16 protein-coding genes and 1 pseudogene are annotated in these 24,403 nt (G+C 57.3%); 13 read left to right on the plus strand and 4 right to left on the minus strand.

The features are described 5' to 3' along the window. Positions 1-4 precede the first annotated feature (4 nt). The 9 genes from RHM55_RS02640 to RHM55_RS02680 all read left to right on the plus strand — a co-directional run bounded on the left by RHM55_RS02640 (position 5) and on the right by RHM55_RS02680 (position 11,977). Entirely contained in the window at positions 5-286 is a 282-nt protein-coding gene (locus RHM55_RS02640; protein ID WP_322179384.1) for a peptidylprolyl isomerase, read from the plus strand. Positions 287-576: 290 nt separating this feature from the next. Next, positions 577-2,445 carry an extracellular solute-binding protein gene (locus RHM55_RS02645; protein ID WP_322179385.1) on the plus strand — a complete coding sequence of 623 codons (1,869 nt, stop codon included), beginning with the start codon at positions 577-579 and terminating at the stop codon, positions 2,443-2,445. After that, entirely contained in the window at positions 2,446-3,519 is a 1,074-nt protein-coding gene (locus RHM55_RS02650) for a microcin C ABC transporter permease YejB (protein WP_322179386.1), read from the plus strand. After that, positions 3,519-4,541 (plus strand): ABC transporter permease, encoded by a 1,023-nt coding sequence (locus RHM55_RS02655; protein ID WP_322179387.1) that lies wholly within the window; start codon positions 3,519-3,521, stop codon positions 4,539-4,541. Before RHM55_RS02650 ends, RHM55_RS02655 begins: the two co-directional genes overlap by 1 nt. Further along, positions 4,519-6,147 (plus strand): ABC transporter ATP-binding protein, encoded by a 1,629-nt coding sequence (locus tag RHM55_RS02660; protein ID WP_322179388.1) that lies wholly within the window; start codon positions 4,519-4,521, stop codon positions 6,145-6,147. Before RHM55_RS02655 ends, RHM55_RS02660 begins: the two co-directional genes overlap by 23 nt. A gap of 2 nt (positions 6,148-6,149) precedes the next feature. Then, complete coding sequence (locus RHM55_RS02665) at positions 6,150-7,565, plus strand: sigma-54 interaction domain-containing protein (RefSeq protein ID WP_322179389.1); 1,416 nt, start codon at positions 6,150-6,152, stop codon at positions 7,563-7,565. A 271-nt stretch (positions 7,566-7,836) separates the two neighbouring features. Then, positions 7,837-9,228: a GntP family permease gene (locus RHM55_RS02670; RefSeq protein WP_322179390.1), complete on the plus strand. Its 1,392-nt coding sequence runs from the start codon at positions 7,837-7,839 to the stop codon at positions 9,226-9,228. A 10-nt stretch (positions 9,229-9,238) separates the two neighbouring features. Continuing rightward, complete coding sequence (locus tag RHM55_RS02675; protein ID WP_322179391.1) at positions 9,239-10,009, plus strand: 3-hydroxybutyrate dehydrogenase; 771 nt, start codon at positions 9,239-9,241, stop codon at positions 10,007-10,009. Positions 10,010-10,021: 12 nt separating this feature from the next. Then, on the plus strand, positions 10,022-11,977 hold the full coding sequence (locus RHM55_RS02680) for an acetoacetate--CoA ligase (RefSeq protein ID WP_322179392.1): 1,956 nt from the start codon (positions 10,022-10,024) through the stop codon (positions 11,975-11,977). Between the two features lie 12 nt (positions 11,978-11,989). Here RHM55_RS02680 and RHM55_RS02685 read toward each other — a convergent pair whose 3' ends face one another. Then, on the minus strand, positions 11,990-13,168 hold the full coding sequence (locus RHM55_RS02685; protein WP_322179393.1) for a PilT/PilU family type 4a pilus ATPase: 1,179 nt from the start codon (positions 13,166-13,168) through the stop codon (positions 11,990-11,992). Positions 13,169-13,375: 207 nt separating this feature from the next. Here RHM55_RS02685 and RHM55_RS02690 point away from each other — a divergent pair, with 207 nt between their 5' ends. Continuing rightward, on the plus strand, positions 13,376-13,651 hold the full coding sequence (locus RHM55_RS02690; RefSeq protein WP_322179394.1) for a peptidylprolyl isomerase: 276 nt from the start codon (positions 13,376-13,378) through the stop codon (positions 13,649-13,651). Between the two features lie 366 nt (positions 13,652-14,017). Here RHM55_RS02690 and lpxO read toward each other — a convergent pair whose 3' ends face one another. Further along, on the minus strand, positions 14,018-14,917 hold the full coding sequence (lpxO, locus tag RHM55_RS02695; protein ID WP_322179395.1) for a lipid A hydroxylase LpxO: 900 nt from the start codon (positions 14,915-14,917) through the stop codon (positions 14,018-14,020). Positions 14,918-15,467: 550 nt separating this feature from the next. On the opposite strand from lpxO, the pseudogene RHM55_RS02700 reads away from it, so the two are divergent. The 3 genes and pseudogenes from RHM55_RS02700 to RHM55_RS02710 form a co-directional block, all read left to right on the plus strand. After that, a pseudogene (locus RHM55_RS02700) lies at positions 15,468-15,827 on the plus strand (site-specific integrase); the annotation flags it as partial. A 20-nt stretch (positions 15,828-15,847) separates the two neighbouring features. Then, the gene (locus RHM55_RS02705) at positions 15,848-17,437 is read left to right on the plus strand and encodes an ABC-F family ATPase (protein WP_322179396.1); all 1,590 of its coding nucleotides are present in this window, start codon (positions 15,848-15,850) and stop codon (positions 17,435-17,437) included. 154 nt (positions 17,438-17,591) lie between these two features. Further along, on the plus strand, positions 17,592-18,809 hold the full coding sequence (locus RHM55_RS02710) for an MFS transporter (protein WP_322179397.1): 1,218 nt from the start codon (positions 17,592-17,594) through the stop codon (positions 18,807-18,809). Between the two features lie 42 nt (positions 18,810-18,851). Here RHM55_RS02710 and glgB read toward each other — a convergent pair whose 3' ends face one another. Both glgB and treS read right to left on the minus strand, forming a co-directional pair. After that, positions 18,852-21,080, minus strand: coding sequence for a 1,4-alpha-glucan branching protein GlgB (glgB, locus tag RHM55_RS02715; protein ID WP_322179398.1), 2,229 nt, complete (start codon positions 21,078-21,080; stop codon positions 18,852-18,854). Next, positions 21,080-24,403, minus strand: a complete 3,324-nt coding sequence (gene treS / locus RHM55_RS02720; RefSeq protein WP_322179399.1) for a maltose alpha-D-glucosyltransferase — start codon at positions 24,401-24,403, stop codon at positions 21,080-21,082. The genes glgB and treS overlap by 1 nt, the downstream gene beginning before the upstream one ends.

A 24,403-nucleotide genomic window follows, 5' to 3' on the forward strand; every position in this document is an offset into this window, starting at 1 on the left:
TCCCATGGCTAAAGCCACTGCCCGCCACATCCTTGTTGCCAGCGAAGAAAAGTGCAACGAGCTGAAAACCCAAATCGAAGGCGGCGCTGATTTCGCCGAAGTCGCCAAAGCCAACTCGAGCTGCCCGTCCAGCCGTCAAGGCGGCGATCTGGGCTCGTTCGGTCCAGGCCAGATGGTCAAGGAATTCGACACTGTCGTGTTCAGCGCGCCAGTCAACGTCGTACAAGGCCCAGTGAAAACCCAGTTCGGTTATCACTTGCTGGAAGTGACCAGCCGCCAGGACTGATAGTCCGCCGCTGATCGCCTCAAACGGCCCGTCTACCTGACGGGCCGTTTTTATGTGTGCTCCCTTCCTCTCCAGCACTCCCCAATGGCATGGGTCATTCAAGCCATTCATGCCACCGGGCAAAAAAACAGATTGTGCAACTTCATATGTCAGTGACATCGTTACCGCGCGACTACTCACTCTCGGCATCCAGGCACAATGCAGCCTATGATCCAGCAGGTCTCTTCAAGGCCTTGTTTTTTTACCCTTAACCCTGACATTCCCTTGCGGACGTCAGTCAGGATCGAGCAATGCGTTTTGTTTTTTCATCACTGATTTTCGCAACGCTAGCCTTGATTTCAGGCTTTCAATACGTGTCCGCAACCCCCCAGCATGCCCTGACCGTCTATGGCGAGCAGCCCAAATACCCGGCCACATTCACCCACTTCGACTACGTCAACCCTGATGCCCCCAAAGGTGGCAGCATGCGTCGTTCGGCGCAGGAAATTGGCCAGTTCGACCACTTGCTGCCCTATATCGACAAGGGCACCGGCGTCTCGCAACTCAACGGCCTGCTCTACTCTCCCCTCGCGGTGCGCTCGCTGGATGAGCCCTACACGGTTTACGGTTTGGTCGCGCAGCAGATGGAGCGCAGTGAAGATGGCTTGTCCCTGCGTTTCTTCCTCAATCCCAATGCGCGCTTCGCTGATGACACGCCGATAACCGCTGAAGATGTGCGTTACACCTTCAATCTGCTGATGACCCAGGGCAGCCTGCAATACCGCACCCAATTCGAAGAAGTGAAGAATGTCGAGGTCGAGTCGCCGACACAGATCCGCTTCGACTTCAAAAACAATGAGAACCGCACCCTGCCTTTGGATCTGGCCTCACTGCCGGTTTTCCCCGAGCATTGGTGGAAAACCCGCGACTTCGCGAACGGTGGCGGTTTTGAAATTCCGTTGGGCAGCGGCCCCTATAAGGTCAGCAAAGTCGATGCCGGACGTAGCATCACTTTCGAACGCGACCCGAACTGGTGGGGCAAGGACCTGCCGGTCAACCGCGGCTTCTATAACTTCGATCAGTTCAGCGTCGAATACTTTGGCGACATCGACGTTGCCCGCCAAGTGCTGCGCGGCGGCGCCTACGACTACAACCGAGAGTACTCGGCAACCAGCTACTCCATCGGTTATGACAGCCCAGCCCTGAGCGATGGTCGCCTGCAAAAGGCGCAGTTGGCCAAAGGCGCCATACAGAGCTCGCAGGGGTTTGTTTTCAACCTGCAACGGCCCATGTTTCAAGACCGCCGGGTACGCGAAGCGTTGTCCATGCTCTGGGATTTCGAGTGGAGCAACCGGCAGATGATGCACAACGTGTATGTGCGTCAGAGCAGTTACTTCTCCAATGGACCGCTGGCTGCTGATCATGCCGCCAGTGCTGAAGAGTTGAAGATTCTCGAGCCATTGCGCGGCCAGGTTCCCGACGAGGTGTTCACCCAGGTATTCCAGGCGTCGAAAACCGATGGCACAGGGTTCATCCGCGACAAACAGTTAAAGGCTCTCGGTCTGCTGGAAGAAGCGGGCTGGATGCCCAAGGGCGACAAGTTGGTCAACGCTGCTGGCGAACCACTGAGTTTCACTTTCCTCAATGGCCAGGCCGGGTTCGAGCGACTGCTGCTGCCTTACAAGCGCAATCTGGCGCAAATTGGTGTCACGTTCGACATCCGCCGCATCGACGCTGCGCAGTACCTCAATCGAGTCATGGCCCGGGATTACGACATGATCGTCAGTGGCTATCCAGTGTCGTCCTCGCCCGGAGCGGAGTTATATAACTGCTTCGGCTCCAAGGGCGCCAAGGACCCAGGCTCTAGCAACTACATGGTGTTACAGGACCCTGCTGTCGACAGCCTGATCAATAATCTGGTCAAGGCCGATAAAAAATCGACCATGGTCAACTACGCCCACGCCCTGGATCGGGTGTTGCAATGGGGTTACTACTGGATCCCCAACTATTACCCGCCCGGCTCGGCCACCGTCTGGTGGAACCGCTTTGGCATTCCGGCCGTGCAAGCAAGCAACGGCGAAGCCATTGAGACCTGGTGGGAAATCAGTCCGACTTCGCTGACAAACGAGCAATTCGCGGCCAAACGCGGTGCTTCGGCCAACCCTGCGGAGGTGAATTGAATGCTCGGTTATCTGCTGCGACGGTTGCTACTGATCATCCCCACACTGTTGTGCATCCTGCTGGTCAATTTTTTCATCGTTCAGGCTGCGCCAGGCGGTCCGGTAGAACAGGCGATTGCCCGACTGCAAGGCATCGGCGGCGCCAGCACTGCAGTCGGTGGCGCGGCGGCAGAGTCGGTCGGCGGCAGCAATCCTTCACGCGCTAGTCGCGGCCTTGATCCCAAGCTGATCAAGGAAATCGAACGCCAGTATGGCTTTGACAAACCACTCCACGAACGTCTGTGGCTGATGCTCAAGAATTACGCTCAACTGGATTTTGGCAACAGCTTCTTTCGCGGCGCCAAAGTGACAGACCTGATCCTGCAGAAGATGCCCGTCTCGATATCGCTCGGGCTGTGGGCGACGCTGATCACCTACCTGATCTCGATTCCGCTGGGCATCCGCAAAGCCGTCAAACATGGCAGCCACTTCGATATCTGGAGCAGCACCGCCATCATCATCGGCTATGCCATGCCGGCCTTTCTGTTTGCCATGTTGCTGGTGGTCGTATTCGCCGGAGGAACCTCATTGAACTGGTTCCCGGTACGCGGTCTGGTGTCAGAAAACTTTCAGCAGTTGTCGACCGTGGGCAAGATCGCCGATTACTTCTGGCACCTGGTACTGCCGGTGGCCTCCCTGGTGATTGGCGGTTTTGCCACGCTGACCATCCTGACCAAAAACTCGTTTCTCAATGAAGTCACGCGCCAATACGTGGTCACGGCGCGAGCCAAGGGGTTAAGCGAGCGTCGCGTGCTGTACGGCCATGTGTTCCGCAACGCCATGTTGCTGGTGGTAGCGGGCATCCCTCAGGCATTCATCAGCGTGTTTTTCGCCGGTTCGCTGTTAATCGAAGTGATCTTCTCCCTCGATGGCCTGGGCCGCATGAGCTACGAAGCTGCTGTGTCGCGGGACTATCCGGTGGTATTCGGCTCGCTGTTCATCTTTACCCTGTTCGGCCTCGTGATAAAACTGATCGGCGATGTCTGCTACACGCTGGTCGACCCTCGAATCGATTTCAGTGCGAGGAACGCCTGATGTTCAGACTTTCCCCGCTAGGCCGTCGCCGCTTCGATCGCTTTCGCCATAACCGTCGAGGCTGGTGGGCGCTATGGCTATTCGTCGGGCTGTTCCTGCTGACCCTGGGCGGCGAATTGATCGCCAACGACAAACCGCTGGTACTCAGTTACCAGCATTCGTTGTATTTCCCGGCATTCAAACGCTACACCGAGCAGGAATTCGGCGGACAACTGCCCTTCCAGCCGGATTACCGAAGCGACTACGTGCGCAAGTTGATTGCCCAGGAGGGTGGCTGGATGCTGTTCCCGCCCATTCCTTTTAGCGACGACACACCTAACTATGAACTGACCCGGCCAGCACCCAGCCCACCGACCACCACCAACTGGCTGGGCACCGACGACCAGTCGCGCGACGTGCTGGCACGGGTGATTTTCGGGGCGCGAGTGTCGATCCTGTTTGCCTTGGCCCTGACCTTGATCAGCACGCTGATCGGCATTGCGGCTGGCGCCCTGCAAGGCTATTACGGGGGCTGGGTTGATTTGATCGGCCAGCGCTTGCTGGAAGTCTGGTCCGGCCTGCCGGTGCTTTATCTGCTGATCATTCTGTCGGGGTTTGTCGAACCGAATTTCTGGTGGCTCTTGGGGATCATGGCGCTCTTCTCCTGGCTGACTCTGGTGGACGTGGTGCGCGCCGAATTTCTGCGCGGGCGTAACCTGGAATACGTCAAGGCAGCCCGAGCGCTGGGCCTGGATGACAGCAAGGTGATCATGCGCCATATCCTGCCCAACGCCATGAACGCCACCTTGAGCTACCTGCCGTTTATTTTGACCGGGGCAATCTCGACCCTGACCGCGCTGGATTTTCTCGGGTTCGGCATGCCGGCGGGCAGTGCCTCTTTGGGCGAACTGATCGGCCAGGGCAAACAGAACCTGCAAGCACCCTGGCTCGGCCTGACGGCGTTCTTCACCCTGGCGCTCATCCTGTCCCTACTGGTTTTTATTGGCGAAGCGCTGCGCGATGCCTTCGACCCGAGGTCTTGAAATGTCAGACACTCTGTCTGCAACGTCCGACAACCTGATTGAAATTCGCGACCTGACTGTCGCCTTCAACGGGCAGACAGTGGTCAACAAACTGAGCCTGGATATCCCAGTCGGTGAGTGCCTGGCGCTGGTGGGTGAATCAGGCTCGGGCAAGTCGGTGACCGCCCACTCGATCCTGCAACTGCTGCCCAAAAGCGGCACGCAGACCACGGGGAGTATTTGTTATCGCGGCCAGCAGTTGATCGGTGCCGATGACAAAGCCCTGCGCGAACTCCGCGGTAACCGCATTGCCATGATTTTCCAAGAGCCGATGACCTCGCTCAACCCCTTGCACACGGTGTCCAAACAGATCGGCGAAACGTTGTTGCTGCACAAGGGCCTGAGCGGCAAGGCAGCCCAATGGCGAATTCTCGAACTGCTCGAACTGGTGGGCATCCAGCATCCGCAGAAACGCCTCAAGGCCTACCCGCATCAACTGTCCGGCGGCCAACGGCAGCGGGTGATGATCGCCATGGCGCTGGCCTGCGAGCCTGAACTGCTGATTGCCGACGAGCCAACCACGGCCCTTGATGTGACGGTGCAGCGCAAGATTCTGCTGCTGCTCAAGGAGCTGCAACAACGTCTGAACATGTCGCTGTTGCTGATCAGCCATGACCTCAATCTGGTGCACAGCATCGCCCAGCGCGTGTGCGTGATGCGCGCGGGTGAGATCGTCGAGCAGTCCAACTGCCATCTGCTGTTCAAACATCCACAGCACCCTTACAGCCGACTGCTGCTCGATGCTGAACCTGCCGGCGAACCTCTGCCACGGGATAGCCGTGAGAAAGTCCTGCAGGTCGACAACTTGAGCGTGTGGTTTTCCATGGCCGGCGGCATTTTTGGTCGCCATAAGGAATACCTCAAGGCCGTCGACGACATCAGCCTCAGCATCCAGCGCGGCAAGACCCTGGGTATCGTCGGGGAGTCGGGCTCGGGCAAGTCCACGTTGGGCCAGGCGATCCTGCGGCTGGTCGAGTCGCGCGGCAGCATTCGCTTTCAGGGGCACGCGCTGGACGGCTTGAACCACAAGCAGATGCGGCCATGGCGCAAGCAGATGCAAGTGGTATTCCAGGACCCCTACGGCAGCCTGAGCCCACGCATGTCAGTTGAGCAGATCATCAGCGAAGGCCTCGAGGTTCACAGCGAGCTCAGTCCAGCGCAGTGCGAAGCTGAAGTGATTCGGGTACTTGAGGAGGTCGGCCTTGACCCGCAAAGCCGTCATCGCTACCCGCATGAATTTTCCGGCGGGCAGCGCCAGCGCATCGCCATCGCCCGCGCGCTGGTGCTCAAGCCCGCTCTGATTCTGCTCGACGAGCCGACCTCGGCCCTTGATCGCACCGTGCAGAAACAGGTCGTCGCCCTGCTGCGCCAGCTCCAGGAAAAGCACGGCCTGACCTACCTGTTCATCAGCCACGACCTGGCGGTGGTCAAGGCCCTTGCCCACGACCTGATCGTGATCAAGGACGGCAAAGTGGTTGAGCGCGGTGCCAGCCATGATGTATTCGACTCACCCCAGCATCCTTACACCAAGGAATTACTGGCGGCGGCGCATCCGGAGTTCGCCTGATCATGAAAGACAGTGACAGCCTCAAGGATTACCAACGTGTGCGACGGTTGGCGATTCGTTCATTGTTCGAGATTATCGAGCAGTCCAGTGAAGGTACGGTGATCGTCGATAAAGACGCACGCATCGTCTGGATCAACGAGCGTTATGCCCGACGCTTTGGGCTGCAAGATGCAGGTCTGGCGGTCGGCCAACCCTGTGAAAGCGTCATCCCCGGTAGCCTGCTGCGCGAGGTAGTCAACACCGGCCGACCCGTTCTGTTGGATATGATGGACACGGCCAAGGACCCATTAGTGGTTATGCGCCTACCGATCCATGACGATGCCGGTGCGGTGATTGGCGCCATTGGTTTTGCCCTGTTTGACGAACTGCACGCCCTATCGCCCCTGCTCAAACGCTACCTGAGCATGCAAGAAGAGCTAGCCTCCACCCGCTCCTTGCTGCAGGCACGTCAAGCCAAATACAGCTTCGCGCACTTTATCGGCACCAGCACAGCCAGCCTGGAAGTCAAACGCCGGGCCCGACGTAGCGCGAGTGCCGAGTCACCGGTTTTGTTGCTGGGCGAAACCGGCACCGGCAAAGAGCTGCTCGCACACGCCATCCACAGTGCTTCACCCAGGGCACACAAAGCCTTCGTCAGCATCAACAGCGCAGCCATTCCGGAAACCCTGCTGGAAGCCGAGTTCTTCGGCACCGCTCCCGGCGCGTTTACGGGTGCTGACCGCAAAGGTCGGCCCGGCAAGCTGAAGATCGCCCAAGGTGGCACGCTGTTTCTCGATGAAATCGGTGACATGCCATTGCCCCTGCAAAGCAAACTGCTACGGGTACTGCAAGAAAAGGAATACGAACCGGTGGGTTCCAATGAGGTGATTCAGAGCGATATCCGACTGATCGCGGCGACCTCTACCGACCTTGAAGCGGCAATCAAGCGTGGCGAGTTTCGCGCCGACCTGTATTACCGCCTGAGCGTCCTGCCCATCAAGGTTCCACCGTTGCGAGATCGCCTGGACGATCTGCCTGCGCTCAGCGAAGCCATTCTGGAGGAACTGCGCAGCCAGCACGAGCTGGACCATGAGGCCCTCGCCCTGCTCAGCCAGCATGCCTGGCCAGGCAATATTCGCGAGCTGCAAAACGTCCTGGAGCGCGCCGCCTTACTAAGCGACGACCTGATCCTCGATGCCAACGAGATCCAGGCTGCTATTGGCACCCTTGTTCCAGTGAGCACACCTGCGATACCTCAACCAGGCCCTGCTGAATTAGAAACGTTCAGTGCTGCCCGTGCGCGATTTGATCGGCAATTGATTGAATCGACACTGTCGCGCTGTAAGGGAAATGTCATTGAAGCGGCCAAGCAGCTTGGACTGGGACGTTCTACGCTATACAAAAAAATGACAGCGTTGGGGATTGCAGAGTCTCACTAAAGAGACTTTAGTCTCTTTAGTGAGATGCACGTTGCATGAATGGTCTTCATCGCGCGCAAGTGCGCTCTTACATAAAAAAACGATCAATTGTAGGAGTGGGCTTGCCCGCGATGTCTCTGTTTTGAGATACAAAAGATCGCCTTCATTTTCATGCTAGATAAAAATCCAATAAATTCATGCACTTAGAAACATGGCACGAAACTCGCTACACCTATTGCCAGCGCGGGCTTGCCCGCAGCTCAAAAAAAACAATAACAACAGGAGACACTCAATGAGTGTAATCATCGCCTTAGCGGCCCTCGGGCTGTTGATGCTCGCTGCATACCGTGGCTATAGCGTTATCCTTTTCGCCCCCATTGCCGCCCTCGGCGCGGTGTTGTTGACCGATCCTTCGGCCGTAGCCCCTGCGTTTAGCGGGGTGTTCATGGAAAAAATGGTCGGCTTCGTCAAACTCTACTTCCCCGTCTTTCTGCTCGGTGCCGTGTTCGGCAAATTGATCGAGCTGTCGGGATTCTCCCGCTCTATTGTCGCCGCTGCCATTCGGTTGCTGGGCACACGACAGGCCATGTTGGTGATCGTACTGGTCTGCGCCCTGCTCACCTACGGCGGTGTTTCCCTGTTCGTGGTGGTGTTCGCGGTGTATCCGTTTGCTGCCGAGATGTTCCGCCAGAGCGATATTCCCAAACGCTTGATTCCAGCCACCATCGCCCTGGGTGCGTTTTCCTTCACCATGGACGCCCTGCCCGGCACCCCGCAGATCCAGAACATCATCCCCACGACCTTCTTCAACACCACCGCCTGGGCTGCACCGTGGCTGGGGTTGGTCGGCACGCTGTTCGTGTTCTGCACCGGCATGCTGTATTTGCAGCGCCAACGCAACAAGGCTCAGCGCGCTGGCGAAGGCTACGGCACCGAATTGCGCAACGAGCCGGAAACCGCCGAGAACATCAAGCTGCCCAACCCATGGATCGCGCTGTCGCCGCTATTGCTGGTGGGCATCATGAACCTGCTATTCACCCGTTGGATTCCACAGTGGTATGGCAAGACCCACACCCTCAGCCTGCCAGGCATGGCGACACCGGTGCAAACCGAAATCGCCAAACTGACCGCGATCTGGGCGGTTGAAGCGGCCCTGCTGATCGGCATTCTGGCGGTGTTGGCGTTCGGCTTTAACGCCATTCGCGGCAAGCTGGCCGAAGGCAGCAGAAGCGCAGTCGGCGGCGCACTGCTCGCCGCGATGAACACGGCGTCGGAATACGGCTTTGGTGCGGTGATTGCGTCCCTGCCGGGGTTCCTGGTACTCGCCGATTGGCTGAAAAGCATTCCCAACCCGCTGGTCAATGAAGCCATCACCGTGACGCTACTGGCAGGCATCACCGGTTCGGCCTCGGGCGGCATGAGCATCGCACTGGCGGCCATGTCCGACAGCTTTATCGCGGCGGCCCACGCGGCAAACATCCCTCTGGAAGTGCTGCACCGCGTGGCCTCCATGGCCAGCGGCGGCATGGACACCCTGCCACACAACGGCGCAGTGATTACCTTGCTGGCGGTTACCGGCTTGACTCACCGCGAGGCCTACCGGGACATATTCAGCATCACGATTATCAAAACATTGGCGGTCTTCGTTGTGATCGGCACTTTCTACGCCACCGGCATCGTTTGAGGAATTGCACATGAGTCTTCAAGGAAAAACCGCACTGGTCACCGGCTCCACCAGCGGCATCGGCCTGGGCATTGCTCTGAGCCTGGCCAAAGCGGGCGCCAACCTGATACTCAACGGCTTCGGCGATGCCTCTACCGTACTGGCCGAGGTCAGACAGTTTGGCGGCAAGGTCGGCCACCATCCGGCGGATGTCAGCGACCCCGCACAGATCGCCGACATGATCGCCTACGCCGAGCGCGAGTTCGGTGGCGTCGATATTCTGATCAACAACGCGGGTATCCAGTATGTGGCCCCGGTGGAAGAGTTCCCGGTGGAGCGCTGGGACTCGATCATCGCGATCAACCTGTCATCCGTATTCCACAGCACCCGCCTGTGCCTGCCGGGAATGCGCACCAAGGGATGGGGGCGCATCGTCAACATCGCGTCAGTGCATGGTCTGGTGGGCTCAACCGGCAAGGCCGCCTATGTCGCCGCCAAGCATGGGGTGATCGGCTTGACCAAAGTGGTCGGGCTGGAAACCGCTGCCAGCAATGTTACTTGCAACGCGATTTGCCCCGGCTGGGTGCTGACGCCGTTGGTGCAGCAACAAATCGACGCCCGCGGCGCCGTTGATGGCGACCTGGAAAAAGCCAAGCATGATTTGCTGGCGGAGAAGCAACCTTCGCTGGAGTTCGTCACGCCGCCGCAACTGGGCGAGCTGGTGCTGTTCCTCTGCAGTGAAGCCGGGAACCAGGTGCGTGGTGCTGCGTGGAACATCGATGGCGGCTGGTTGGCGCAGTAAACGGAGCGGACCATGACTGAAGCACTCTGGACCCCAAGCGCGCAGCGAATTGGTGCCACGCGCATGGACGCCTTTCGGCGTTTCATCAATCAGCGCCACGGCCTTGAGTTGCGTGATTACCCGGCACTCCATCAGTGGAGTATCGACCAGCGAGAACACTTTTGGCAGGCGATTGTCGATGTCTTCGGCATCGAATTCCACACGCGGCCCAGCGCCGTACTTATCGAAGGTGCGCAGATGCCTAGCGCCCAGTGGTTCCCAGGCGCAACGCTGAATTTCGCCGAACACCTGCTGCGCCGTCGCGATGATTACCCGGCGGTGATTTCCGTGAGTGAAGATGGCCAGCGGATGCAGTTGACCTACGCCGAACTCGCCGCGCATGTCGCTGGCTTGCAACAAAGCTTGCGGGCTGTGGGTGTTGGCGTGGGCGACCGCGTGGCGGCCTGTCTGCCCAACACCTGGCAGACATTGGTCGCCATGCTTGCCACCACCAGCCTGGGGGCGATCTGGTCCTGCTCATCCCCGGACTTCGGCACCCAGGGCGTAATCGATCGCTTTGGTCAGATTGAACCGAAAGTCCTGCTCACTTGTGCGGGCTATCACTATGCTGGCAAATCCATTGACCAGACTGCCAAGATCAATGAAATCCTCGAACGACTGCCCTCTCTGCAGCAGCTGATCATCGTGCCCTACGCTCGCCCGGAAGCCCGAGTGGAGGATTTCCAGACACCGGCCAACGTGGCGCTATGGGATGACTTCTACTCCGTCGGTGGCGAACCCTACTTCGTTGCGGTGCCTTTTGCCCACCCGCTGTATATCCTTTATTCGAGCGGCACCACCGGCGTGCCCAAATGCATCATCCACAGCGCGGGCGGCGTGCTGTTGCAGCACGTCAAAGAACAGGGCCTGCACGCCGATATGGGACGTGACGATTGCCTGTTCTACTACACCACTTGCGGCTGGATGATGTGGAACTGGCTGGTCTCGGGCCTGGCGTTGGGGGCGACGGTCGTCCTTTACGACGGCTCACCGTTTTACCCTGGCCCGCAACGGCTGATGGACTTGATCGACGATGAAAACATCAGCGTATTCGGCACCAGTGCCAAATACCTCGCGGAACTGGAAAGGCACGCGATCCAGCCGCGTTTAACCCATCGCCTGACGCGACTAAAGACCCTGCTGTCCACGGGCTCACCGTTGGCGGCGAGCAGTTACAATTACGTTTACCGAGAAATAAAGGAAGACCTGTGCCTGTCGTCGATTTCCGGCGGCACCGACATCGTGTCCTGCTTCGTCATCAGTAACCCGGTATTGCCCGTGTATCGTGGCGAAATGCAGTGCAAAAGCCTGGGCATGGCGGTAGAGGTCTGGAATGACGATGGGCAGCGAGTGATCGGCGAGAAAGGTGAACTGGTCTGCACCCGGCACTTTCCAGCGATCCCCATCGGCTTCTGGAACGACCCACAGCAAGAAAAACTCCTGGCGACCTATTTCACCCAGTTCCCCGGCGTCTGGGCGCATGGCGACTATGCCGAAGAAACCGAGCGCGGAAGCATGATCATTCACGGGCGCTCGGACGCCGTGCTCAACCCCGGCGGCGTGCGCATAGGCACCGCAGAAATTTACCGCCAGGTAGAAAAAGTCGAGCAGGTGCTGGAGAGCATCGCTATTGGCCAGCGCTGGAAAGACGATGTGCGTGTGGTGCTGTTCGTCCGCCTGCAGGACGGGCTGCACTTGACGCCAGAGCTGGAGCAGGTGATCCGTCAGGTGATCCGCGCCAACACTACCCCACGCCATGTACCCACCAAAATTGTCGCTGTCACTGACATCCCCCGTACCATCAGCGGCAAGATCGTCGAGTTGGCGGTACGTAATGTGGTACATGGCCAGCCGGTGAAGAATACCGATGCGCTGGCCAATCCACACGCGCTGGAGCAGTTTCGGAATCGAGACGAGCTGAACAGCTAACTCGCCAGTCGATCAGCCGCGACGCGGGCCACCGTCGTCCCTTTCATCCACCAGCCCCCAGTTTGCAACATCCACTTCGGCGGCCGGTTCGGGCGCCGCCGGGGCTGATGTTATTTGTGTCGCAGGGCCATTTTCGCGGTGCAGTTTGAGGCGCAGACGCACGTTATTCATGGAGTCGGCATTCGTCAGGGCTTCCTCTTCACTGATGACGCCCTCAATCACCAGATCGAACAACGCGCTGTCGAACGTTTGCATGCCGAGGTTGACCGACTTCTCCATGATGCCTTTGAGCTCGCCCAGCTCATTGCGTTGAATGAGGTCGCGAATGGTCGGCGTGCCCAGCATCACTTCGACAGCGGCCCGTCGTTTGCCATCCAGGGTCTTGACCAGCCGCTGAGAAACGAATGCTTTGAGGTTGTTACCCAAATCATGCAACAGCTGCTGGCGCCGCTCTTCCGGGAAGAAGTTGATGATCCGGTCCAGCGCCTGGTTGGCGTTGTTGGCGTGCAAAGTCGAAATCGCCAAGTGACCGGTATCGGCAAAGGCCAGGGCATGCTCCATGGTCTCCCGGTCACGAATTTCACCGATCAGAATCACATCCGGCGCTTGGCGCAAAGTGTTCTTCAAGGCGGCGTGAAAGCTCCGGGTGTCCACACCCACTTCGCGTTGATTGATGATCGATTTTTTGTGCCGATGGATATATTCCACCGGGTCTTCGATGGTGATGATATGGCCGCTGCTATTGCGATTACGGTAGTCGATCAAGGCCGCCAACGACGTGGACTTACCCGAACCCGTGGCACCGACGAACAGGACCAGGCCGTGTTTTTCCATCACGACATCGAGGAGGATCGGCGGCAGGTGCAAGTCTTCGAAGCGAGGAATGTCCAGCTTGATGTTGCGCGCCACGATCGAGACTTCGTTGCGTTGCTTGAAAATGTTGATCCGAAAACGACCGATGCCGGCCAGCGACACCGCCAGGTTCATTTCCAGCTCACGCTCGAACTCAAGCTTTTGCTCCGAGTCCATGATGCTGGCGGCGACTGTCGCTACCTCTCCGCCCTTCAGGGCTTCGGTGCTCAGGGGCCTGAGCACGCCATTGAATTTGGCGCAGGGAGGTGCGCCGGTCGACAGGTAGAGGTCCGATCCGTCCTGGCTGGCCAGAATTTTCAACAGCGCCGGGAAATCCATGAGCAGCATCCGCACGAAATAGGGTAAATGAACGCTTGCCAGGAGTTAAGGCAGCTTGGGTACCTGTCTGATGGCCCCTAGCTTGAATTGATAACGCTTCCGGCGCAAATCGATATGAGTGTTCTGACGGACAAGTCTGAGGAAATGATCAATTGGCGCCAAGGACAGGCATAATAGCCACTGATTTTTCCAGGACTGCCCCGCGACATGAAAGCTCTCGCCCGCCATATTCTGGTGAAAACCGCCGAAGATGCCGAACAACTCAAGCAGCGTATTGCCAAAGGCGAAGCGTTCGACGTGTTGGCCAAAAAATACTCAACCTGCCCTTCTGGCAAGCGCGGCGGAGACCTGGGTGAAGTTCGCCCAGGACAAATGGTCGGCATCATCGATCAGATCATCTTCAAAAAGCCGCTGCGCGTCGTGCATGGGCCGGTCAAGAGTAAGTTTGGTTATCACTTGGTCCAAGTATTTTATCGGGATTGAGAAGGGCTGCGCCAGAGCTGACGCCTTCGCTCTCTCAAGATGAACTGCGCCCCAAAAGTTGGACATCCATCCAATCTCTGGGGTGTTTTTTCATGGGCAAATATTCAAAGCAGTTCAAGCTATCGGTTCTTCAGCCCATGTGGCGTGAGAAGCTGTCGTTTCGGCAGACGGCTGTGGTTTTCAATCTGGGCAATTCAACCCAGGTGGGCAGATGGCAGCAGCGATATTACAGTGGCGGTCCAGCTCGGGCCGAAGAAAAACTTAACGTCGTGTCCGGGATTAGTTGACCACTACAAGCGCCCAAGGTATTGGGATTGAGCACGGCATCAATCACCGCGCTCAAGGTCCACGTCTACCGCCAAAGACTTAAATCAATAAAAACAAGGTCAGCAACCCACCAAAGATCGCCCATTTTTCCAAGTAGTAGCGCGTACGATTGCGCCTTTTAAGTGCTTTACCACGCTGACGAAGGCTGTAAATTTTGGTAAATGCACGGTTCAGCCCACCCACTCTATCGTCTGCGCCGTTGGGCGAACTGGCAGCAGCCAAAACCGTACGGCTGAACCACCGGTTAAAAGCTGCAGCCCAGCGATACTTCATGGGCCGTTCCACATCACAGAACAGAATGATACGGTTTTGCTGAGTGGCGTTTTCGGCGTAATGAATAAAGGTTTCATCAAACATTACGCCCTCGCCGTCACACCAATGATAGTTCTGGCCATCAACACTGATGTAGCACTTGGGGTCATTAGGTGTTTGCAGCCCCAAGTGGTAGCGCACCGAGCCTGCATAGGGATCACGATGGCGAACCAGCTTCGAGCCGGGCGGAAGCTCTGCAAACATCGCGGCCTTGACCGTGCCGATGCGGTTGAGCAACTCAATGGTGCGAGGGCACAATTCGATAGCCGACGGATGATTATCGCCGTACCACTTAAGGTAAAAACGCTTCCAGCCTGTTTTAAAAAATGAGTTGAAACCCACATCGTTGGGTTGTTCGGAGCGTTTGATTTCTCCAGCGCGCAACAGGTTAAGCGCTTCCTCTCTGATCTCTTCCCAATGGTCCTGCAATGGCTGCAACTCCGGGAAATCGCTCGTTTGCAGGTAGGGTTTGCTGGGCACCTTGGAAAACAAGTAAAGGAAGCAGTTCACCGGCGCCAGGAAGCTGGAATGGTCGCTCAGTTGACGGCCCAGCTTGTGCCGAACGTTGCCGCGCAAGTGTACATAGGCAATCGAAAAAACATAAACAGCAATAATGATAGGTTTCACAGGTGTGGTCACAGATCCAGGGAATACGCTGTCCTGCGTGCACTCAAGTTACCAGCCCGATTAACAAAAAAAGGTCGGGGCGTGTCACATCAGGCGCAGCGGATGCGCAAGATTAAAACACCCTGACGACGACTTTCCACTACTTCAGACTTAAGTCGCAGAGGCCATAGCCTGTTTGTCACAAAGCCATGCTATGCCTCATTCAATGTTTCAAATGGCAGACGTCATGGCCACCACTTGCAGCTATCACACCGCATACGCTAACGATCAGCCCCCCCGCATACGAAGACTATGGGGCATCATCAGGTACAACGAGAGGTTAAGAGCCCCCGTGCGAGTACGCTCATGCCTGATCGCTGATCGCTTGCAACCTTACAGTGGAAATATCTCGTCAGCCCCACTACGACAGGTGCAAAAATCCGCAATGCCTAGGCAGTAATCAATGAGAAATACATGCTCTCCAATAAATTCAATTCCCCAGAGAACAGAGGTGAGCCCCTTATCTGGATCGTTGCTTAGCGTAGCCTGAAGAACATTGATTTCGTCAGTGCAATACGCCGACCGTCGAAAAAACGGCAAGGGGGAAATCAAGGAGACGCCGTATTTCTTCCCGCCTTCGAAGAACAGCGAGTACGTAAAACAGACCTCTGACGTCCACAAACAATGGAGGCCAACGTTGGCTGAGCTGAAAATCCGCTACCGGCCTCCGTACAACTGCCGTCACACATATGCGACAATATGCTCAATGTCCGGCATGAATCCCGCATTCATCTCTCAGCAGCTTGGCCACAGCGTCCAAATGTTGCTGTCAACCCATGCGCGCTGGATCAACTCAAGCTCTGACTGGAGTGAGCTCGAAAAGCTCAACATTGGTATCAAACCGGTATCAGCGCAAACCAGTCAATCCTAAGCTATTGAAAGGTAAGGTAATTGATCTCCACAGCTAACATCACCATGCAATTCGGCGCAAAACCCTTGTTCGAGAATGTCTCGGTCAAGTTTAGCGGCGGTAACCGTTATGGCCTTATCGGTGCCAACGGTTGCGGCAAGTCTACCTTTATGAAGATCCTCGGCGATGATCTGGAGCCTTCGGGTGGGCAGGTGATGCTGGAGCCGAACGTGCGTCTGGGCAAGTTGCGCCAAGACCAGTTCGCCTACGAAGAATTCACCGTGATCGATACCGTGATCATGGGTCACGAAGAGCTGTGGAAGGTCAAGGCCGAGCGCGACCGCATCTACTCGCTGCCGGAAATGACCGAAGCTGACGGCATGGCCGTGGCTGAGCTGGAAACCGAGTTCGCTGAAATGGACGGCTACACCGCCGAATCCCGCGCTGGCGAGCTGCTGCTGGGCCTGGGTATCGGTATCGAACAACACAACGGTCCGATGAGCGAAGTGTCGCCGGGCTGGAAACTGCGCGTATTGCTGGCGCAGGCATTGTTCTCCAATCCAGAAGTGCTGTTGCTCGACGAACCGACCAACCACTTGGACATCAACACCATCCGCTGGCTGGAAAACATTCTGACCCAGCGCAATAGCCTCATGATCATCATTTCCCACGATAGGCACTTCCTGAACAGTGTCTGCACGCACATGGCCGACCTCGATTACGGCGAACTGCGTCTGTTCCCGGGTAACTATGACGAATACATGACCGTGGCGACCCAGTCCCGCGAGCAATTGCTGTCGGACAACGCCAAGAAGAAAGCGCAGATCAACGAACTGCAATCGTTCGTCAGCCGCTTCTCGGCCAACGCCTCGAAATCCAAGCAGGCCAGCTCCCGCGCCAAGCAGATCGACAAGATCCATCTGGCCGAGGTCAAACCTTCAAGCCGGGTCAGCCCGTTCATTCGTTTCGAACAGAACAAAAAGCTGCACCGTCAGGCGGTCATTGTTGAGCGCATGGCTAAAGGTTTCGATGGCAAGCCTCTGTTCAAGGACTTCAGCTTCACCGTTGAAGCCGGCGAGCGCGTAGCAATCATCGGCCCGAACGGTATCGGTAAAACCACCCTGCTGCGCACGCTGGTCAATGAGCTGTCGCCCGATGCCGGTACGGTCAAGTGGACCGACGCTGCCGAGCTGGGCTACTACGCTCAGGATCACGCGTCTGACTTCGAAGATGAGGCCAATCTGTTTGAATGGATGGGCCGCTGGACCCAAGGTGGCGAGCAAGTAGTTCGCGGCACACTGGGCCGCATGCTGTTCTCCGCCGACGATATCCTCAAGTCGGTGAAAGTGATTTCCGGTGGTGAACAAGGTCGTATGTTGTTCGGCAAGCTGATCCTGCAAAAGCCGAACGTACTGATCATGGACGAACCGACCAACCACTTGGACATGGAATCCATCGAGGCGCTGAACCTGGCCCTGGAAAACTACCCTGGCACGCTGATCTTCGTCAGCCATGACCGTGAATTCGTATCGTCGCTGGCCACTCGCATCATCGAGCTGAGCCCAAGCGGTGTTGTCGACTTCAGCGGCACCTACGATGACTACCTGCGTAGTCAAGGCGTCGTGTTCTGATTTAGCGTCAACGCTGTGAGAGAAGCCCTGTCCCTGTGACGGGGCTTTTTCGTTCTGGTGAGCATGAGCATCAGACAATCGTTAGCCTGCTTCCTTTTATCCCCTGCTCAGGCGATGATGGCGTTCTCCACCCGCCTGCCAGCGAACGAGCCCCATGTCTGCCGTACAACCTCCGCACCTCCAGACTCAATCATCCAGCTCCATGTCGATCACTCTGCAGATCGTCTCCATCGTGTTCTATACCTTCATTGCCTTCCTATGCATCGGCCTGCCAATCGCAGTGATACCAGGTTACGTCCACGATCAATTGGGTTTCAGCACGGTCATCGCCGGGGGGACCATCGGCTCACAGTACCTGGCAACGCTGCTCAGTCGGCCCTTGGCTGGGCGTGTTGCAGACAGCATCGGCACCAAACGCGCGATTGTGTATGGTCTGTCGGGCATTGCCGTCAGTGGTCTGCTGACCTTGCTAGCGACACTGCTCGACAGCATGCCCATAGTGAGCCTGACGATACTGATCATCGGCCGTGTGTTTCTTGGCGTGGCACAAGGACTGATCGGCGTGGGCACAATCAGTTGGTGCATCGGCCAAGTCGGTATGGGGCACACTGCGCGGGCGATTTCCTGGAACGGTATTGCGTCGTACGGCGCTATCGCCATCGGCGCGCCGGTCGGTGTGGTGTTGGTCGACAGCCTGGGCTTTGCCAGCCTGGGAGTTGCCTTGTCTATTGTCTCGTTGCTGGCCTTGGTGTTGATTCGCAACAAACCGTCAGTACCCGTGATCCATGGTGAACGCCTACCCTTCTGGTCGGTGTTTGGCCGGGTGGCTCCATTCGGCCTGAGCCTGACCCTGGCCTCCATTGGCTACGGCACCCTAACCACGTTTATCACGCTGTTCTACCTAAGCCGAGGCTGGCACGGCGCGGCGTATTGTCTGACGGTCTTCGGCGTTTGTTTTATCCTCTCGCGACTGGTTTTCATCAACGCGATCAACCGATTTGGCGGTTTCAATGCCGCCATGGCCTGTATGTCCATCGAAACCCTCGGCCTGACATTGCTGTGGATCTCACCCACGACCGCAGTCGCTCTGATCGGTGCAGGGCTGACTGGTTTCGGCCTGTCGCTGGTCTACCCGGCGCTGGGTGTCGAGGCAATCAAACAGGTACCGACCGCCAGTCGGGGCGCGGGTTTGAGTGCATATGCAGTGTTCTTCGACCTGGCGCTGGCCATTGCCGGGCCGGTCATGGGCGGCGTTGCCCTGGGACTGGGTTATGCGTGGATTTTCTTCGTTGCAGCAGTGCTGTCGTTGGCAGGCCTGTCACTGACCCTACTGCTGTCTCGCCGCAATGGCATGGTGGAGAACGGAGAGTGAGGATGAGCGCTGCGGCGCGTCAAGCCGCAGCACCCGGCAACATCAATCCAGCTTTGGCCGCAGGATCAACACACCCAAAGGCGGCAGGTTCAGCGCCAATGACACCGGCATTCCATGGCTTTTACTGTCGTCGGTCTGCACGCCGCCACCATTGCCGACGTTAGAACCCGCATAGGTGCTCGCATCGCTGTTTAGCAGCTCGGTCCACAACCCGGCGAACGGAACACCGATGCGATACCTCTCACGGGGCACAGGCGTCAGGTTAGCGACGACCAACACCGGATCGCCCTCCTTGCTCCAGCGCAACCAGGCAAAAACGCTATTGGCCGCGTCATCACCGATGACCCATTGAAACCCCTGAGGCACGCAATCCTGTTCGTGAAGTGCCGGTACTTCACGATAAATTCGGTTGAGATCGCTCACCAGTTTCTTCACGCCGATGTGTTCAGCGTACTGCAACAAATACCAATCCAGTTGCTCGTCGTGGTTCCACTCGCGCCATTGGCCAAACTCACAGCCCATGAACAACAGCTTTTTGCCTGGATGCGTCCACATGAACGCCAGATAAGCACGCAAATTGGCGAACTTCTGCCAACGGTCACCAGGCATTTTATCAATGAGCGAATGCTTGCCGTGCACCACTTCATCGTGGGAAATCGGCAGGATGAACTTCTCGGACCAGGCATAGATCAGGCCGAAACTCAGCTCCCCATGGTGATGGGCGCGGTGGATAGGGTCCTGCTGCATGTAATGCAGGGTGTCGTGCATCCAGCCCATGTTCCATTTATAGGAAAAGCCCAAACCGCCTTGCTGCGTGCTCTGGCTGACGCCAGGCCAGGCAGTGGATTCTTCGGCGATGACCATCGCGCCGGGCACCTCCAGTACTACCACGTCGTTGAGATGGCGCAAGAAATCAATGGCTTCGAGATTTTCTCGACCGCCATGGCGATTGGGCACCCATTCCCCCGCTTTGCGTGAATAGTCGCGGTAAAGCATTGAGGCCACCGCATCCACACGCAGGCCATCAACATGGAAATGCTTGAGCCAATGCAATGCCGACGCGAGCATAAAACCATGCACTTCTGTGCGGCCCAGGTTGTAAATCAGCGTGTCCCAATCTTGGTGGAAACCTTCCTGCGGATTGCCGTACTCATAAAGCGCAGTGCCATCGAATTGCGCCAAACCGTGAGCATCGGTGGGGAAATGCGCGGGCACCCAATCGAGAATCACGCCGATATCGGCCTGGTGGCAAGCGTTGACGAAAGCAGCAAAGTCATCTGGCGAGCCGAAACGAGCCGTCGGGGCAAACTGCGAAAGCGGTTGATAACCCCAAGAGCCGCCAAACGGATGCTCCATGATTGGCATCAGTTCGATATGGGTAAAGCCCAGCTCCTTGATATAGGGAATAAGGCGCTCGCCCAGTTCGTGCCAGTTGTATTGACGAACAACAAATTCATCGCTGTGATCGAGCTGCCAGGACCCCGCATGCAACTCATAGATCGACAATGGCGCGCTCGCCACGTGACGCTCGCCCCGCGATTGCATCCAGCCATTGTCTTGCCAGTCGAATTGCAACGGTGCTGCCACCACCGACGCCGTGTCTGGCGGCAATTGGGTGGCCAAAGCCATAGGGTCGGCCTTGAGTGGCAGAATTCCATTGGCGCCCAGAATTTCATATTTGTACGCTTCGCCGGGCTTGAGCCGGGGAATGAATATTTCCCAAACCCCTGCGGGGTGACGCAAGCGCATTGGATGACGACGACCGTCCCAATTATTGAAACCGCCGACCACCGACACGCGCCGCGCATTGGGTGCCCATACAGAAAAGCGCACACCGTCGATGCCGTCGACATTCTTGACCTGCGCCCCCAAGCAACTGCTCAGGTCCCGGTGATTGCCTTCGGCGAACAAATACAGGTCCATCTCGCCCAACAAAGGGCCGAAGCTGTAAGGGTCTTCGGTGATTTGCTCACCGCCAGCCCAGTTAATTTTCAATAAGTAAGGCTGCGCGCGAGGAAAGTGTCTAGCGAAAAAACCCGGTACCTCGCTCATTTCAAGGGTCCCCAGCTCCTGCTCACCCTCACGCGACAGCACTTTCACACTTAACGCGTCGGGCAGGTACGCACGGATAAACTGCCCGCCCGCACCATCGTCACGGGGGCCAAGCATGGAGAATGGGTCATGATGTTCGGCGCGGATCAACGCATCCATATCGGCGGCCCCGGGCAGCAATCCCGATATGCCCCTGCCGTTTTCCTTAGGTGCATTCATTATAATTCTCCATCAGACAAGGTCAGCAGCCCACGTAAGCCTTGCAAAGGTACGGCCAACCAGCTGGGGCGGTGCTCGGCTTCGTAGACAACTTCATAGGCAGTTTTTTCCAGGGTAAATAATTCCAGCGTGGCGCTTTCGCCCTTCGCATCTTTCCAGCCGTGGGCCAGGTCAGTGGTCGCCCGGCGATAACCGTCGAGAAAGGCCTGACGAGCCTGGGTCAAATAGGTTTGCGCCACGCGTTCTCGAGCGGTCGCGGCTTCAGCCGAGGTGTCCACGCTTCGCGCATTGCGCACCGCCATGGCCGCCGCGTAATCGAATGACCGCAACACACCACTGACATCCTTGAACGGACTGTATTTGGCTCGGCGCTCAGTCAATGAACGCGCGGGTTCGCCCTCAAAGTCAATCAAATAGGCATCACCTTTTACCACCAGTACCTGCCCCAAGTGTAAATCACCGTGCACGCGCAGACGCAGGCCGCCCACAGAACGTTTTGCCAGCGCCTGAATGTAAGCCATCACCTGCTTGCGCTTGCTCAGCAGCTCAGTGACCAGGGCTTGGTCGACCGGTTCAAGACTGACTGCGTGTTGTTCGAGCAACTGCAAGGCACGCTCCAGTTGAGCCACCACGCTGCTACCCAATTGCTGACTGTCTTTGACACCGGTGGGTTCGGCGGCGAAATCCGGATTATCGGTCGGCGCTGCCAGTATTTGGTGCATCTCGCCAAGACGTTGCCCCAACAAGGCAGCGAAATCCGAGAGTTCCAACAAGGCGTTGTAATGCTGTTCCTGCTCAGAACGGCCGTAGGACAACTCATCACGCACCGCCCGCTCAAGGTTGTTCTGGGTCCACTCCCAGGCATCACCCTGATTGCTCAGATAACCCTGAGCAATCATCAGTAAATTGCTTTGCCCTTGTTTATCGATACGCACGACCGAACCCAGCAGCGGTGATATATACCCAAAGCCGGCTGCAGTCAGGTACGCGCCCATTTCCAGTTCCGGGTGAGTGCCCGCACTGACACGACGGATCATTTTCAGGACAAGGCTGCCACCGACCACCACGGAGCTATTCGACTGCTCAGCCGAGAGGTAACGTACTTCGGATTCGTTGTGCAACCCCAAGCTGTCCATTGCTGTGGTGTGCTCAAAGCGCAACTCGCCTTCGCTGCACGGCAGAACCGTCCTGGCCTGCATGCCCTGGATGACCGCGCGAATGAACGTCTCCAGCGTAAAAGCGTCCGTAATCAGGCCGACTTGACGGCCGCGCCGTACGCGAGCCAGCGCTAACTGCTGAGGCAATGCGCTGCTGATGTCATCTTCGGCCAATAGACCGAAAGGCAGTTGGTAGCGACCTTGATGATCGCCCGCAGTGACTTCAATTTCACTCAATAACACCGGATGCTGTGCGTCGCCAAAGCGCACTGCGTAAATAATGCTCACCTGATCGATGGCTTTGTCCTTACCCGCAAACCAACGGCGCTTAGGCAGATAAAGCGTCAACGACGTCTTCTCCATGGTGCTGCGCAACGGCTCGTCCAGTAGTTCTTCGAGGCGTTTTTTCAACACCAGGGTCGGGAAGTCCGGCATGCTTTTCACTGGTTCAACATGCCAGCTCGGCATTTGGTTTTCCGCCGCCAGCAGGAACCAATAAAAGCCATAGGGTGGCAACGTCAGCAGGTACGGAAGCTGGCCGACAGGTGGGAATGCGCTGCCACCGAGCATCTCAACCGGAACCATGCCAGCAAACGGCGACAGCTCAAGTTCCGCCGCCTGAGCCGCGCTGGAGACGTTAGCCACACACAGAATGATTTCGGTCTTGCCGTCCGGCCCTGTGTACTCACGGGTGTAGGCCAGAATTCGCCGATTGGTGGGCGACAGCATTTTCAAGGTGCCCCGGCCGAATGCTTTCTGCTGCTTACGCACCGTCAACATCCGTCGATTCCAATTCAGCAGCGAATGCGGGTCGTTGTTCTGGGTCTCGACATTGACCGATTGATACCCGTACAGCGGGTCCATGATCGGCGGCAGCACCAGGCTTGCCGGGTCAGCACGGGAAAAGCCGCCGTTGCGGTCAATGGACCATTGCATCGGCGTGCGCACGCCATCGCGGTCGCCCAGATAAATGTTATCGCCCATGCCGATTTCGTCACCGTAATACAACGTCGGCGTGCCGGGCATCGACAGCAGCATGCTGTTGAGTAACTCGACGCGACGTCGATCACGCTGTACCAACGGCGCCAGACGCCGACGGATGCCCAGATTGATCCGGGCCCGGCGGTCGGCGGCGTAGTAATTCCACAAGTAATCACGCTCGCGATCAGTGACCATTTCCAGGGTCAGCTCATCGTGATTGCGCAGGAAAATTGCCCACTGACAGTTCGCAGGAATTTCGGGCGTCTGGCGCAGAATGTCGGTAATCGGAAAGCGGTCTTCCTGTGCCACGGCCATGTACATACGCGGCATCAGCGGGAAGTGGAATGCCATGTGGCACTCATCGCCGTCATTGCCTTTTGTATCACCGAAGTACAGCTGCGTGTCTTCCGGCCATTGATTGGCTTCGGCCAGCAGCATGCGGTCAGGGTAGTTGGCGTCGATTTCAGCACGGATCCGCTTGAGTAGCTTATGGGTCTCGGGCAGGTTTTCGTTATTAGTCCCGTCGCGCTCGATCAGATACGGGATCGCATCCAGGCGCAGGCCGTCGATGCCCATGTCCAGCCAGTAGCGCATCACTTGCAGTACCGCATCCATCACATGCGGATTGTCGAAGTTGAGGTCTGGCTGGTGGGCATAAAAACGGTGCCAGAAGTATTGGCCGGCAACCGGGTCCCAGGTCCAGTTGGACTTTTCGGTGTCGAGAAAAATGATTCGGGTGCCGTCGTACTTCTGATCACTGTCCGACCACACGTAAAAATCCCGTGCCTTGGAGCCACGCTTGGCCGCACGGGCTTTCTGGAACCATGGGTGCTGGTCCGAGGTGTGATTAATGACCAATTCAGTGATCACCCGCAGACCACGGTCATGGGCCTCAGCGATAAACTTCTTGGCATCGGCCATTGTGCCGTAATCGGCATGTACGCCTCGATAATCGGCAATGTCATAGCCATCATCACGCCGTGGCGAGGGGTAGAATGGCAGCAGCCAGACAGTATTGACCCCAAGCTCGGCGATGTAGTCGAGTTTGGCGATCAGGCCGGGGAAATCGCCGATCCCATCGTTATTTGAATCAAAAAATGACTTTACATGAACCTGATAAATGACCGCGTCCTTGTACCACAGCGGGTCATTGATGAAGGCTGCATGCCTGGGTTTCTTTGCCAT

The sequence above is a fragment of the Pseudomonas sp. MH9.2 genome (assembly GCF_034353875.1).
In the GTDB taxonomy this organism is placed as follows: domain Bacteria; phylum Pseudomonadota; class Gammaproteobacteria; order Pseudomonadales; family Pseudomonadaceae; genus Aquipseudomonas.